Origin of the sequence: Campylobacter sp. BCW_6463, assembly GCF_001762785.1 — a bacterium.
Classification (GTDB): Bacteria; Campylobacterota; Campylobacteria; order Campylobacterales; family Campylobacteraceae; genus Campylobacter_D; species Campylobacter_D jejuni.
Genome location: NZ_MJXL01000075.1, coordinates 3,810 through 16,677 on the forward strand (window position 1 = coordinate 3,810; position 12,868 = coordinate 16,677).

The 12,868-nt window shown below is 25.2% G+C and carries 15 protein-coding genes and 3 pseudogenes; 3 read left to right on the forward strand and 15 right to left on the reverse strand.

The genetic code is table 11. The features are described 5' to 3' along the window. Positions 1-162: 162 nt before the first annotated feature. From AJ884_RS08125 to AJ884_RS08145, 5 genes are all read right to left on the reverse strand, one after another. Positions 163-444 (reverse strand): hypothetical protein, encoded by a 282-nt coding sequence (locus AJ884_RS08125; RefSeq protein ID WP_070233494.1) that lies wholly within the window; start codon positions 442-444, stop codon positions 163-165. Positions 445-455: 11 nt separating this feature from the next. Continuing rightward, positions 456-737: a type II toxin-antitoxin system YafQ family toxin gene (locus tag AJ884_RS08130; protein ID WP_044779584.1), complete on the reverse strand. Its 282-nt coding sequence runs from the start codon at positions 735-737 to the stop codon at positions 456-458. Beyond that, positions 724-951 carry a hypothetical protein gene (locus AJ884_RS08135; RefSeq protein ID WP_002819580.1) on the reverse strand — a complete coding sequence of 76 codons (228 nt, stop codon included), beginning with the start codon at positions 949-951 and terminating at the stop codon, positions 724-726. The genes AJ884_RS08130 and AJ884_RS08135 overlap by 14 nt, the downstream gene beginning before the upstream one ends. A 130-nt stretch (positions 952-1,081) precedes the next feature. Continuing rightward, the gene (locus AJ884_RS08140; RefSeq protein ID WP_002779573.1) at positions 1,082-1,441 is read right to left on the reverse strand and encodes a type II toxin-antitoxin system HicB family antitoxin; all 360 of its coding nucleotides are present in this window, start codon (positions 1,439-1,441) and stop codon (positions 1,082-1,084) included. Positions 1,442-1,444: 3 nt separating this feature from the next. Further along, positions 1,445-1,672 (reverse strand): hypothetical protein, encoded by a 228-nt coding sequence (locus AJ884_RS08145; protein WP_044780704.1) that lies wholly within the window; start codon positions 1,670-1,672, stop codon positions 1,445-1,447. Positions 1,673-1,948: 276 nt separating this feature from the next. Here AJ884_RS08145 and AJ884_RS08150 point away from each other — a divergent pair, with 276 nt between their 5' ends. Beyond that, positions 1,949-2,635, forward strand: a complete 687-nt coding sequence (locus tag AJ884_RS08150) for a Fic family protein (protein ID WP_171822127.1) — start codon at positions 1,949-1,951, stop codon at positions 2,633-2,635. 315 nt (positions 2,636-2,950) lie between these two features. On the opposite strand, the gene AJ884_RS08155 is transcribed toward AJ884_RS08150, so the two are convergent. Then, complete coding sequence (locus AJ884_RS08155; protein ID WP_070233495.1) at positions 2,951-3,562, reverse strand: DNA repair protein Rad50; 612 nt, start codon at positions 3,560-3,562, stop codon at positions 2,951-2,953. Between the two features lie 154 nt (positions 3,563-3,716). Next, positions 3,717-3,941, reverse strand: a complete 225-nt coding sequence (locus AJ884_RS08160) for a hypothetical protein (protein WP_070233496.1) — start codon at positions 3,939-3,941, stop codon at positions 3,717-3,719. Here AJ884_RS08160 and AJ884_RS09830 point away from each other — a divergent pair. Further along, a pseudogene (locus AJ884_RS09830) lies at positions 3,933-4,061 on the forward strand (RNA-guided endonuclease TnpB family protein); the annotation flags it as partial. The gene AJ884_RS08160 and the pseudogene AJ884_RS09830 sit on opposite strands and share 9 nt — an antisense overlap. Before the next feature lie 89 nt (positions 4,062-4,150). Here AJ884_RS09830 and AJ884_RS08170 read toward each other — a convergent pair. The 8 genes and pseudogenes from AJ884_RS08170 to AJ884_RS08205 all read right to left on the reverse strand — a co-directional run bounded on the left by AJ884_RS08170 (position 4,151) and on the right by AJ884_RS08205 (position 12,038). Beyond that, positions 4,151-5,943: pseudogene (locus AJ884_RS08170) on the reverse strand (AAA family ATPase). A 2-nt stretch (positions 5,944-5,945) separates the two neighbouring features. Beyond that, on the reverse strand, positions 5,946-6,149 hold the full coding sequence (locus AJ884_RS08175; protein WP_002779783.1) for a type II toxin-antitoxin system HicA family toxin: 204 nt from the start codon (positions 6,147-6,149) through the stop codon (positions 5,946-5,948). Next, positions 6,142-6,360: a type II toxin-antitoxin system HicB family antitoxin gene (locus AJ884_RS08180; RefSeq protein ID WP_002818418.1), complete on the reverse strand. Its 219-nt coding sequence runs from the start codon at positions 6,358-6,360 to the stop codon at positions 6,142-6,144. Before AJ884_RS08180 ends, AJ884_RS08175 begins: the two co-directional genes overlap by 8 nt. A 1,822-nt stretch (positions 6,361-8,182) precedes the next feature. Continuing rightward, a pseudogene (locus tag AJ884_RS08185) lies at positions 8,183-9,411 on the reverse strand (DUF5710 domain-containing protein). A gap of 88 nt (positions 9,412-9,499) precedes the next feature. After that, entirely contained in the window at positions 9,500-9,868 is a 369-nt protein-coding gene (locus tag AJ884_RS08190; RefSeq protein WP_250535477.1) for a hypothetical protein, read from the reverse strand. Positions 9,869-10,287: 419 nt separating this feature from the next. Further along, positions 10,288-10,830 (reverse strand): NYN domain-containing protein, encoded by a 543-nt coding sequence (locus AJ884_RS08195; RefSeq protein WP_070233497.1) that lies wholly within the window; start codon positions 10,828-10,830, stop codon positions 10,288-10,290. Between the two features lie 377 nt (positions 10,831-11,207). After that, positions 11,208-11,474, reverse strand: a complete 267-nt coding sequence (locus AJ884_RS08200) for a hypothetical protein (RefSeq protein ID WP_002804244.1) — start codon at positions 11,472-11,474, stop codon at positions 11,208-11,210. Between the two features lie 6 nt (positions 11,475-11,480). Beyond that, complete coding sequence (locus tag AJ884_RS08205; protein ID WP_002934569.1) at positions 11,481-12,038, reverse strand: hypothetical protein; 558 nt, start codon at positions 12,036-12,038, stop codon at positions 11,481-11,483. 585 nt (positions 12,039-12,623) lie between these two features. On the opposite strand from AJ884_RS08205, the gene AJ884_RS09990 reads away from it, so the two are divergent. After that, entirely contained in the window at positions 12,624-12,797 is a 174-nt protein-coding gene (locus tag AJ884_RS09990; protein ID WP_186820849.1) for a hypothetical protein, read from the forward strand. The last annotated feature ends 71 nt before the right edge of the window (positions 12,798-12,868 follow it).

A 12,868-nucleotide genomic window follows, 5' to 3' on the forward strand; every position in this document is an offset into this window, starting at 1 on the left:
AAGAAATGCTCCTGCTAAAGTTGAATCAGAAGGACTGGCATTTGATGTAGAAAAAGCAGCAGGCGCAGCTGAGAAAAAAGCAGGAACTGCTATCAAAGAAAGAAATGAAAAAATCAATGATGCTTATAAATAATAATGCACTGAGTCTAGTTTTAACTAGGCTTAGTGGCGATGGCGATTAACATTATGGTATATATTTCCTATCATAAAGCTATATTTTGGATCATTAATATAATCACTTTCAAAAGTTGATGAGCGTGATCTTAATGAGTCATCAGTATCTTCAAAATTCTCTTTTAAAAACTTCTTGATTTTCAATAATGTATTTTTAGAAAACAATTTGCTTAACCTATCTCTGATTAAATACAAAAGACAACAAGTTATTAAAACACTAACGATAGATGCAAATACTGCTAAATAAATAATTAAGTGCGCTTTATCCATCTTTATTCCTTTCAATATTTTTTAAATAACTTACTATGACTACCTAGTTTTAAAATATTTAGCTCTAACTCATTATTATGTTTTTGATAAATTAATAACAAGTTAGACTTTATATGACATTCTCTAAAATCTTTTAATACACCTTTTAATTGATGATCTTTATATTTAGGTTCTAAATTCTCATCATTAGAAAGTTTTACAATAACTTCATCAGTTATTTTACGCTCTTCATCGCTTATTTTTTTGTAAGCTTTTATAAAATCTTTATGGTAATAAATTTTATATTTTACCATTTTGATAAGCTTTCACAAAGTCTTGATGCGAATTAAAGCTTAATGCAGTATTGACTTTTTTTTCTTTATCAAGTTCTTTGCTTGCATTTAATATCTTACTTTCAAAACTACTCAACTTAGGCTTAGAAATTTTACATTTGGCATTTATGCTTTTTGCTAAACCCTTGAATGCAGGTAAAAAATCTTCATTAACATTTTCAATAATAAGGGTCATAAGCAACTCCTTTCTCAATTTATATAACATAATTATACCATTTTTAATAATTTTTGCAAGTATTTATACTATAAAATGCCTATTTTTTAGGAGTTTAAAACGGATTTTTTTTATTTAACTATGTCAATTTTTAGGTGCTTATTTTATAAGATTTTATAGCACTATTTGCAAGATCAGCTAAGAATTTGCTTCTATTATCGCTTATTGTATCTATTGCCTCTACTAAGCTTTTAGGCAAGGTAATATTAATTCTAATTTTTGCTTCATTATCAATAGGTTCTTTAATATAATCACCTTTTTCAAGCATAACTTCTAATGCTCCTTTAAATGCTTCTTTGAGATCTTTTAAGGCTTCTATTTCATTTTCACCATCTCCCATAATATAAGGGAAATCTTTATATCTTGCAAAATATCCTCCGCCATCTTTTTCATCAAGTTTTTTTATAATAATTTCATAAGGTAGATTAAGATAGTAATCTAAGTCTTTCATCATTCATTCTCCTGTTATAGCTTTTAAAACCATTTTGACATATATAGCCTTTATAGGGCGTTTAAATGAAATAGTAATAAGATCACATTCTTCTTTTCTGAATTGATAATGTAATCCGCCTTTATTAAAACATTCATAACCTTCGCTTTCTAATAAAATCTTAAGCGTTTCAAAGGGCGCATTGTTAGGATTATTTTTTAAATCTTTAATAATTTTATCTTTTTTACTCACTATAATATCCTTATGAGTATGTATTATACACACTTTTTATTAAGTATCACTTATAAACCGAACGCAATTCTTTTAATCTTGTTGTCTTTGTATGTTTAAAGGGGCTTTTCTGTCCTGCGGTTTTGCTAAAAATACTTCCATTTTAAACTTAAAAAACCTAAAGTTTAGATATAATCTCACAAAACGCTTACTATGTCGTTTCATAGTTAAGCCTTTAGGGTTATTTCCGCCAAGAGTTAAAACTCAAGGCGGATTTTTATGAAGGAAAGATTTAAAATGAGAAATTTAACTTTAGAAGAAAATATATTTTTAGCAAAAAGAAACCTTGTAGATATTATTTGGAAATCCGCGAATTTAGAAGGTGTAAATGTTACTTTTCCTGAAACTCAAATGATTATAGATGGCTTTAGTGTTCCTGATAAAACAATACAAGATTTAACAATAATTTTAAATCTCAAAAGAGCTTGGAATTATTTGTTTGATACCATTAATGAAAAAGTTAGTTTGAGTTTGATACAGGACTTTAATAGGATTGTAGGCAGAGATTTGGTTCATAAATTAGGATTTTTAAGAACAGCTGATGTTAAAATAAGTGGAACAAATTTTAAACCAAAATTACCTATTGATTATGAGGTTAGTAAAAATATAGAAACAATTTTAAAAAATGAAAATAAAAAAGAAGTAGCATTGGATTTGATGCTATATCTTATGAGAAGTCAATTATTTTTTGATGGAAATAAAAGAACTTCAATGCTAATTGCTAATAAAATTTTAATTGAAAATGGATTCGGTATTTTGGCAATTGCTAAGAATGATATGAATGAGTTTTTTACCCATCTTGTTAAATTCTATGAAACAAACAATAATTATGAAATAAAACAATTTTGTAAAGAAAATTGTATTGAAACAATGGTTTTTCATAATGATGAAGAAAAAACAAATTATAGGAAAGAATTGAGATAACACCCAAATTTTCATATAAAACATTAAAACTTATTCATTCAAAAATACTATAATTAAAGCGTATTAAGCATGGCTACTCTTTCGGTTATAAGAAGGAGACATGATGAGTAGTCATTGATTTTTTAGTTCTTGTCTTAGAATTAATTAACGAGATAATCAAGCTCGTTGATTATCTCACTCAAAAAACCGTTGAAAATTCTATAAAAACCACACTTAGTCTAAGCTTAATACAATTGTAACAAAAAACACTTAACCGAAAGAGGCGTGGCTTTCGGCTATTTGTTCTTGCAAAGTCTTTATCGTTAATATGTTCTATTATAAAACTTCTATAAAAATTTCTTTACTTTTTAGTTCCTCATAAAAATTTTTTCTTTTATTGGGGTCGTTTGTAGTTACAATGGTAAATCCTGCTTGTTGAATTTTCATGAGAATTTCTTTTGAAATATTCATACTATGGAATAATTTTTTAAAATGTTCAGGTGTCATTACTGCTGCTCTAATATAATGAAAAAATGGATTACCATTTTCTTTATTTTTATTATATTGCATAGTATTATTAAACACTATGTCACTGCTGTAACTAATGTTTTGGAAATTATCTTCTTTGATACGCTTTCTCATCTCATTATAAAATGAAGTTAATTTGTTATTCTCATCTTTAATAAGATTAAGTATAGGATCTGGAATTTTATCTAAATATTGATTTTTTTCATCGAAATTATCCACATTAAAAGAAGTAATATAGTAAGATTTATCCCTTGCTAATATTATAGAAGTTGAAGGATAATTTTTATCATAACCATCAAAATATAAATTCACATTTGCATTGTTATATTGATAACGAAGTTTAATACAGTTTCCGACTTTTTTATATTTAGCATTATTGTACTTCTCTAATAAAATACCTAAAATAATAGTATCACTCATTTGCACTCCTTTAAAACGAAAATCTAAATATTATGTTATTATACAATCAACATTTTAGAGCAATACTAAATATAAACTAAATTGACAATTTTTTAATTGTATGATATAATTTAAAATCATTATAAGGGCGGATCGAGATCGCCCATCTTAAATATTATTTTAAGTAGCTATTTAAATCTTTTTCAAAACTCTCTATTAAATCACTTAAAAAAGCATTGATTTTATTTAGCATAACGCCTATAAAGGTATTATGTGATTTAGGAGCTAAAGCCTTTTGATTTGTTATTTTTGTTTTATATAAATTTTCCCAGTGAAAACTTCTATTTCTGATTGTGAGTAAAAGGTTAAGAACAATATTTGCTTTTTCTATTATTTGCATAAGATAAGCGATGAAATCACAAATTTATATGATTTTATAGCTGTTGAAAATCTAAATATTAAAGGACTAATTAAAAACAAACACTTATCTAAATCTATTGCTAATGCTAGTTGGGGTAAAGATAGCTCTAGTAGGTATCAAAAATGGTTATATACTAGTTATCTATTCGTTGAAGCAAGAAACCCACTTTGCTTTAGCAGATAGGTGATTCACTCAAATAAAGACTTCTGTAAAAGAAATTTATTGCTTTTGGTGTTTAATTGATTCATTGGATCACTACGCTTAATATATCTTTTTACTCTATTATTGCTTTGATAAATGAAAAACAAATCATTTTCATTTTTATACTTGTTATAAAAAAATTCATCATCATAATTTGCAAATTCTATACCTTTGCCATAAACATTAATTCCAAATTCTATAAGCTTATCTTTTAATTTAGCAATCTCCTTTTTTTGTTTTGAAATGATAGAACTTTCTTTATAAAGTCTATAAGCTTTAATTTCACAAAACTCACTATAACTAAGGATTTTCTTATCAGGAAAACTTGTCAAAAATCTAATTAAATCCTGTGCAACTAAAGAATTTAAATCAATGAGTATTTTTGATAAGTCATCATCATATGAAAGAGTAGATTCTGTTTCAAGTCTTTTGATATATTCCCTACGAACTGTCAATACAAATACAGATACAATCACGCCATTTTCTTTTGTGATACGCTCTACAGAATCAAACATTAAAATCCCTTTATCTCTTTGTGTAATTGTTTTTTTATCTTTATCTTCAATGTTTTGCGTAAAGGCTAAATCATATGCAAAACGAGAAATTTCTGTAAATTTTTGTTTTAACCAAGAATAATTACTAGGAGCTTTATTAAGATATTGTTTTAAAAATTTATAAGGCTCTAATCTTACTTCCATATCCCAAAAATTTTCTTGATATTTTTTAATAACACTTGTATCTACATTTTTCTTGATATATAAAAATAAAGCATCTAAAATACTTCTATGTGTTTGCGTTAGTAAAGAATTTTTAAGAGTAATAGCATATGATGAACCATTTGCACCAAGCATTCCAAATTCTATTTTATTGTCATTTTCTTTAAATGCTTTATAAAAATTAGAATCAGTAAGCTTTCGTGAGCTTAAATAAAAAACTCCTCTATTTTCATTCATTGTTACATAGCCTTCCGCTAAATCATTAACACTTACAGCAGAAATATCTTTTTTGTTGATAATTTCTAAGGTATGATTGTCAATATTTTCCACTTTTATATCTTTAACTAAAGGTTCATCAATGCTAGAGTTCTTTAATACTTTGATTGTTTTTTGAAACTCGCCAGCATTGATATTATTATTATCTTTTAGCACTTCAAGTAAGCGATAAGTTGTAGAGTTTTTATCTTCTCCTTTTTGAAATGAGAGTTTATAAACAAGTCTAGGGGCATTTATAATTACAGAGCTACCCATAAGACTTTCACCTTTTTTATCTAAGTGGTGAAGTAATAAAATGGCTTGATTATTTGATTTTGCTACATCTGTTAAAATATTAAAGAAATTTTGCGCATCGTTTTGATTATTTTGATCTTTAAAGCCCAAGATTGAGAAGAATGCACTAAAAGTATCAAGAACGATTAAATCACAATCTGCTAACTCATTAAGTTCTTCTTTTAAGCTATTCATAGGTTCTTTATCAATTTTTGGAAGTTCATTTGAAAACTCAAATTCTAAACTATTAAAAGGATAAAAATTTTCTATATTTTTAATGCGTTCTAAAATTGCTTTATTCTTATCTTCTATACTCCAAAAAAAGGTTTTAAACCATCATTAATTGCATTAGCACATACTTTTAAAGCTAAAAAAGATTTTCCTACTTCACTATTGCCACTTAATACAGCTACAGAACCTCTTTCTAGTTTAATGGTGTCTTCGCAAATTACAGAAACATTCTCATCGCTAAAAATTCCAAGTGTAATTGTATTAATAGTATTGCGTTTAGGCATTTTTAATCCTTTGCTACTTCTATAATTTCAAATAGTTGTTTTATGATTTTAGGGTGTAATATTTCTCCGCTATGATGAGGAATAACCATTCTATAAAGTCCTTTTTTATAGATTCTATGACTACCTTTTTGCCTATCAATCAAAAAATTATTTTGCAATAAAAGCTTTTCTGCTTCTTTTGCAGTCAATCTTGGCAATTCAGGCATTTGCTAAAACCATTGGAATAATTGAAGTTGTTTTGTTTTCAATAATCCTTTTTTCTTCATTTGCAAGGCTTTCTAAATAAAGCTCCCCAGCTTCTTTTATATTAGCTAAAGTTTCTTCATAGGTATTTCCTTGCGAAACACAACCTTCAAGCTCTAGAATGCGTGCAAAATATCCATCCTGATCTTTTTCAATAATAATATTTAGTAACATTTAATTCCTTGCTATTGACATAAATAGAACAAACAATTAATTTACACCCTAAAAATTGACATAAATAGAATAGTTTAGTGCAAATTAACAACTTTTTATAAAGTAATTATAGTAAAATTATTATATTTATGTCAATACTTATTATATCTATATAAAAAATTATTTTTTTGAAAAATACTAATTTCATCTAAAATATAAAATTGACATAAATAGAATAGTTTATTATATTTATGTCAGCAAAATCAGCATACAATCACCCATAAGTTATTAAAAAATTGACATAAATAGAATAGTTACTAAATTCTTAAATTTATTAAATTTTATAATATTAAAAAAGGTAAATCAAAAATTAAAATTTTTGAACTTTTGTATAAAATCATAAAAAAATGATTTTGATAACTCCAAAAAAGAAGTTTTAATAAAAAAAATTTTTATTATTTTGTTACAATATCATAAGAATTAAAAAATGGAGAAAGAAGGTGAAAATTAAAAATATTCTTTTAAAGTGTTTAAAGCCTAATAAACTTAATATTTTAGAAAAATTGTATTTTGGTTCAATGTTTATGATGGTTTTAAGTTTTGCAATCTTTTTAATTCTTCTTTTAAATTCTTTATTTATGAAGATATTTTAGTTTTCTTTCGAGACTATTTTTTATTGCTTATAATTTTTATTATAGTATTGATAGGTTTATTTAATACTCTTAAGAGTGTAAGAAAATATAAAGAGATTTTAAAAAAGAAAAACTATGAATATTAAGCTTAATATTCCTTATTCTAATAAGGATAAATTAAAAAATATAAGATTAAGTGGAATAATGATTATAAAATTTGGTATTTAGAAGATTATAGGAATTTAACTTACCTTATCGATTATTTAGAAAATAGAAATTTTACTATTTATGTTACTGAGAATTTGTATATTGTTGAAGATTTTATTACTTGTTGGAAATGTCCTAAGATGATTCCAGTTTATGCTTTTGGGGCTTTAAAATCTTCTTTTTTAGATTGTGAAAAAAATATTGGAAATTTAATTCAAAATTTAAAATGATTTGGAATATTTTGTCTTATTCTCAAGAGCTAGAAAGTATTTTAAAAAAAATAATATGAAAATTTCATATTCCAATACAACAAAAAGTTACTACCTTATGAATATATGTCAAAATTGTCAGGCAAAACAAGGAGAATTTTTTATTTAACGAAATAGATTCTATTTTTAGCCCAAATAGTGTAAATGAAGCTAAAAGGCTTAAAATTTATGAAATACCTTTGTTATTCGATATTGGGTTTGAGGGAGAATTTATAGAAATATTTTCAACTAATTGTTCAGATATTAATGCCTTGATTTGGTTTAATGCGGAACATAAAACCAATTTAACATATAATATTAATTACTAAAAATAACTATTATATATTAAAAATTAGTAATATATAATAGTATTTACTTTCAAACAACCTTATTATTTGTGACTTTTTGTCTTATAGCATCAATGATTTATTGTTATGCTTTCACCCAGGGTTTGAAAAAGATCATTCATTTATATTTTCTCTACTTGTTCCATCTGTAGCATTTTTTGGATCTTCATAGTATTACATACTTTTTTGGCTCTGAAGAGCAAGCAGAAAAAACACAAGCAGTAACTACACTTAATAAACTTAGTTTAATTAAATTTTGCATAAAAGTTCCTTTTTCTATAATTTTATATATATTTATAGTAACTATAATATACTAATATTTATTAATATATAATAAAATTAATTTTAAATAATAATATTATTATATAATATTTCACAAAATAATTATTTTTTATTTTAATATGATGAATTATCTTGTAATATCTTTTTGAGATATTGTTTTTGTAGGATTTTCAAAGGTATTAAGCTTATTATGAAAATCAATAAAATTTAATTGTTTTTTGACTTCATCAAGCCCTTTATTTAAAAAAATGTCATTGAAATCACTTATTCCTTGTTCTGCTTCTTGATTGCTGATTTTTGGAATAATAACTTTAATATCTGAAAATTTTTGTTGAATTTCTTTTGCAGTTTCCACCCCGACATTAGAAAGACCTTTTAATTCTCTTTTTTTATCATTATCGGCTATTAAGGTAATAGGAGTGTTTTGAAATTTGTTTTTTAGGGTTTCAACGATTTTTGATAAGTTTCCAGCATCTATACCCATTATTACAGGCTTATTGAGTGCTTTGTATATAGTTGCAGCAGTAGCAAAGCCTTCTGCTATGATAAATTCTTTGCAATATTCTAGGTTTTTTGCACCTATTAGGTGAAAACATCCAGATTTTTTACAGAATATTCAATGCCTTGCTCTTTTTCTTCTTTAGTTTTAATTACACCAATAATTTTATCACCATTTGGGAATATTCTTTGCACAGACCATAATTTGCCATTTTCATCTTTTAAGGGAATAAGTAAAGAACCTTTGTTATCCTGCTTAAGATAAAAGTTTTCACTAAAACCTTTTTTCTTTAAATAAGGATGATTTGAATGAGTCCAATTAGCTTGATTATATTCTTCTTCAATTTTTAATGCTGTTTTTTGCTGAAGCTCTAAAATGTCTTGTTTCGTATTATTGCTTGTAGAATTATGTAATCTTTTTTGGCTAGGAGTTTGATAACTTACAATGTTTTGTTTTGCATTTTCTAAAGGCATTTTCCAATTTTCTTTAATACCTGTTTTAAAATTTTGAATAAAACCAGCAGGGTATTTATCTAAAAATCCACTATAAGCTCCACTCATTTCTCTGCCTTTATCTGTTGTTGTTTTTACTCTGTGGATTTTGCCATCCATGATAGGTGAACCATCAATAATTAAACCTTGATTTTCTAAAGCAGATTTAAAAGTAGTTAAAACTTCATTTTCATCAAATGAAAATTCTTTATTTTGGTACGGATAAAACCATTGTGAGAAAATATTTTTATCTAAGCTTTTTGGAGCAAACCATTTTTTTTCTTTATCATCCCACATTGCCCCTAATGATTTTACTTTTTCTTTGTCTTTAAATGGAACATAAAGATAAATTCTTTTTTGTGGCATCGTATATCCTTTTAGTTTCCTTTAATATTATTATTGCTATAATTGCAATTAAATTCAAAGGGCTTCCTAGTAGCCCACTTTTTTTATATTAACAATATTCCAAAATTTCTTCGTTAAATGTTTTAATTAAATCACTTAAGAATAAATCTATTTTTTGTGGATTTAATCCTATATGAGTGTTTTCTATTTTTGTCGTTAATCTTGGATAATGTTTGCCATTTTTTTCTGTAGTTTTTAAAATATTTTCCCAATGATAACTTCTATTTCTTAGATTTTGCAATAAGCTAAGAACAATATCAACCTTATGCGTATTTCTAAAGCGTAATTTTATACCATTTTCAAAAAAGAAATTTCTATTGTGTCGATTGTAGTTTCTAAAATTGATATTTTTTAAATCCATTATAGAGTTTTGTAATTTATTTTCTTTGATAAGATGAATAATAGCTCCTAAGCTCATACGAGAAAGATATTGATGATGAGATAAATTTCTATTTTTTTCTCTATATTCAATTTCATCTTTAGCTTTTTTAATATTTTCATCATTAGAATTTTTTATCCAATTACTATCTTTCTCTGATAATTTATTATCTAGTTTATTTCTAAGAATAATTTCTAATGTAGCAATTTTTGGAGTGATTTTTCCTACAAGTTTAAGGTTATCATAATATTATTATAAGAAGATAATCTCATTTGAGAAAACAGATCATTAAAATTTGTTAGATTATTCATTCTTTACCTTGATCGAGAATATGTTTTTTCGTTGCTAATTTCTTTATCTGGTAAAACTTTATTTAGTTTTTTTGAAAAATTCATTCATTTTTTCTTTTAACAATATTGATTTTTTAGTTATCTATTTAGCAAAATAAAAAACAATAATTAATTACCATTTTTATTTTTATTAATAAAAACGGATGAGAGAATATCAATATGTTCTAATAAACCTTTTTTGATTCGAGTTTCTGGAAATCTCATAGTATCTAATTGCACAATAAGCCCTTCTTTTCTAGCGTGTTTTACAGCAGGAACAAGATCGCTATCCGAAGTAATTAAAATGATTTTTTCCACTTGGTGTTTATTTGCTAAAGTTGCAATATCAAGTCCTATTTTCATATCTACACCTTTTTGTTTAATATCTATAACAAAATCTTCATTGCTTAGTTCGCTAACATCAATTTCACCTAATCTTACAGCAAAATACGGTTGCTTTCTTAGATGTTTTAATAATTCACTTCTAAATTTATAAGTTGTAGTTTTGTTTAAATTTTTAGATTTATCAGTTTTTTCTATAGGAGGCATAGGAACATTTTTATCTAACGGTTCGCAATCATAAATATAAACTCTATATAAATAGTCTTCACTTCTTCTAAGAGTTTCCCACACATAGTCTTTTAATCTTTTGGCTAATTCTGCGGCTTCCATTGTTTTAATGCTTTTGTGTGTATTGTATCCTTCAATAAAAAAGAAAGATCTACAAGAACAGCAGTCTTTTTTGGTTGAATTATAGAAAATTCTGTATCTTTATTGGACAAATCCATAATATGTAGTCCTATTTGCTAAATCTTGAAGGCAAAATGAGTCGTCATTTTAAAAATATTATGTAAAAAGACCCCTCTATGTGCTAATGATGCTGTAATTTTAACATAAAAACATTAATAAGAACTTACTTAGAGTTAAGCAACTCATTTTCTTCTCCTTGTGAAAATTCTAATTCGATTAAGTCAAATAAACTTCGACCGTCATAATCTTTTTCATCTTCAATTTGTCTTTTTATTTTTTGCAAGGATATTTTAACATTTTTAACTATTAATATTTAAAGCTCGTGCCTCTTTTAAGATTAATTTTCTTATATAAGTGCCATATTCACTTACTAAATCTAAATCCATTAATTTTTTCAAAATTTCCATTTCTTGTTCATTAAGTCTGCAAACTACTAAATTGTCTCTTCTTAGTTTTTGATCTATAGTTTTTCTCCCAGCTGATTTTTTATCAGCTTTACTATATGTTTTTTGAGAGCTTGTTTCAGAGTTTAAAGCTTCTGCTATTGTAAATGGTTTTTTTTCCATTATTATTTATCCTTTTCTAATAAAATCTAAAAGTCTTTGATACTCATTGAAAAAATTTGTATAACTTAATCTTGAAAGATTGTTTTCATTATAAAGTTCAGTAAAAGAAGCTCCACTACTCATAGAATTTTCAATTATCTTTGAAAATTTAAAGAAAAAGAGATTTAAATCTGTAAAATTGCTTTCAAGAGTTTCACAAATTTGCCTTTTCTCTTTCTCATCTCTATAATCTGTAACCAAGATACAAACTCTATCATCATTACCTATTTCATTTAAAGTTTCCAATGTTCTAAGTAAAGAATTGTAATTACTCGTGCAAGGAATAATAATCTTATTACTTTCTTTAATAATATCTAATACCCCTTTTTCTACAAAACCACCAAAATCATAAACGCAATTATCTATTTTTTTTGGAGTCGGTAAAATTTTTGCTTTTTCAGGATAAATCTTTTCTATAATAGAATTATCATTGCTTTGTAAAAAATATTCTAAATCTTTAGCAATTGAAAAAGCAAAAGGAGTCTTTCCAACACCACCTTTTTTATTTATAACAGATATTATCATTAAAAAACCTTTTTTATATTTTTGTATAATATTATATATTATTATTTATTAATAAATAATATTTATTTTTGTTTCTTTGATTTTTTAGTGATAGTTTTGTTTTATATTCTAAATAATCTTCTAAATGTGTAGGTAGCATGAAGTCAAAAAACAATTAAATTTTATTGATTTTCATAATAAACTTAAAGCTTTTAAATCTATGGAAAAAACACAACCTGAAAAAGAGATAACTAGACAATAATAGTTACTCTTTGTAATCATAATATATAATAATATATAAAAAATATTTTTTATATATTATTAGTTAATAATAGTATATTATAATTATTATAAATATACAAAAAAAGGATTAAAAATGAAAAATACAATCAAACTAGCTTTATTAAGTGTAGTTACTGCTTGTGTTTTTTCTGCTTGCTCTTCAGAGCCAAAAAAGTATGTAATACTATGAAGATCCAAAAAATGCTACAGAGTTAGAATCTAAAATCAAAGAATGTGCAAATGCTTCAAGTTATTCTAAATCATTTAATTACAAACCACAAGTAAGTACAAAAGAACTTATGGAACAAGCTAGAGAAAATATAAATGAATGATCTTTTTCAAACCCTGGATGAAAGCATAAAGCAAATCGACTTCACCCACGCTTTCTTAGAACTTACCAAAGGCAAAAGTCCTGATGAGCTTGATAAAGCAGATGAAACATTAAGACAAGAATATCTTAAAAACAAAGAATTTAAATTAATTAAAAGTATTAAGTAGATTGGTTATAATAAAACAATTTATCTATATTAGGAGTAAATTTGCAAATTCCTATTTATTCTAAACTCAAA

Bases quoted from the DNA above. Each gene is read 5' to 3' on its own strand.
- AJ884_RS08135 (WP_002819580.1), bottom strand. From the start codon at position 951: ATGACCCTTATTATTGAAAATGTTAATGAAGATTTTTTACCTGCATTC.
- AJ884_RS08160 (WP_070233496.1), bottom strand. From the start codon at position 3,941: ATGCAAATAATAGAAAAAGCAAATATTGTTCTTAACCTTTTACTCACA.
- AJ884_RS08125 (WP_070233494.1), bottom strand. From the start codon at position 444: ATGGATAAAGCGCACTTAATTATTTATTTAGCAGTATTTGCATCTATC.
- AJ884_RS08195 (WP_070233497.1), bottom strand. From the start codon at position 10,830: ATGGAAGCCGCAGAATTAGCCAAAAGATTAAAAGACTATGTGTGGGAA.
- AJ884_RS08175 (WP_002779783.1), bottom strand. From the start codon at position 6,149: ATGCCTGAATTGCCAAGATTGACTGCAAAAGAAGCAGAAAAGCTTTTA.
- AJ884_RS08180 (WP_002818418.1), bottom strand. From the start codon at position 6,360: ATGTTACTAAATATTATTATTGAAAAAGATCAGGATGGATATTTTGCA.
- AJ884_RS08130 (WP_044779584.1), bottom strand. From the start codon at position 737: ATGGTAAAATATAAAATTTATTACCATAAAGATTTTATAAAAGCTTAC.
- AJ884_RS08200 (WP_002804244.1), bottom strand. From the start codon at position 11,474: ATGGAAAAAAAACCATTTACAATAGCAGAAGCTTTAAACTCTGAAACA.
- AJ884_RS08140 (WP_002779573.1), bottom strand. From the start codon at position 1,441: ATGAAAGACTTAGATTACTATCTTAATCTACCTTATGAAATTATTATA.
- AJ884_RS08150 (WP_171822127.1), top strand. From the start codon at position 1,949: ATGAGAAATTTAACTTTAGAAGAAAATATATTTTTAGCAAAAAGAAAC.
- AJ884_RS08205 (WP_002934569.1), bottom strand. From the start codon at position 12,038: ATGATAATATCTGTTATAAATAAAAAAGGTGGTGTTGGAAAGACTCCT.
- AJ884_RS08190 (WP_250535477.1), bottom strand. From the start codon at position 9,868: ATGAGCTTAGGAGCTATTATTCATCTTATCAAAGAAAATAAATTACAA.
- AJ884_RS08155 (WP_070233495.1), bottom strand. From the start codon at position 3,562: ATGAGTGATACTATTATTTTAGGTATTTTATTAGAGAAGTACAATAAT.
- AJ884_RS09990 (WP_186820849.1), top strand. From the start codon at position 12,624: ATGAATGATCTTTTTCAAACCCTGGATGAAAGCATAAAGCAAATCGAC.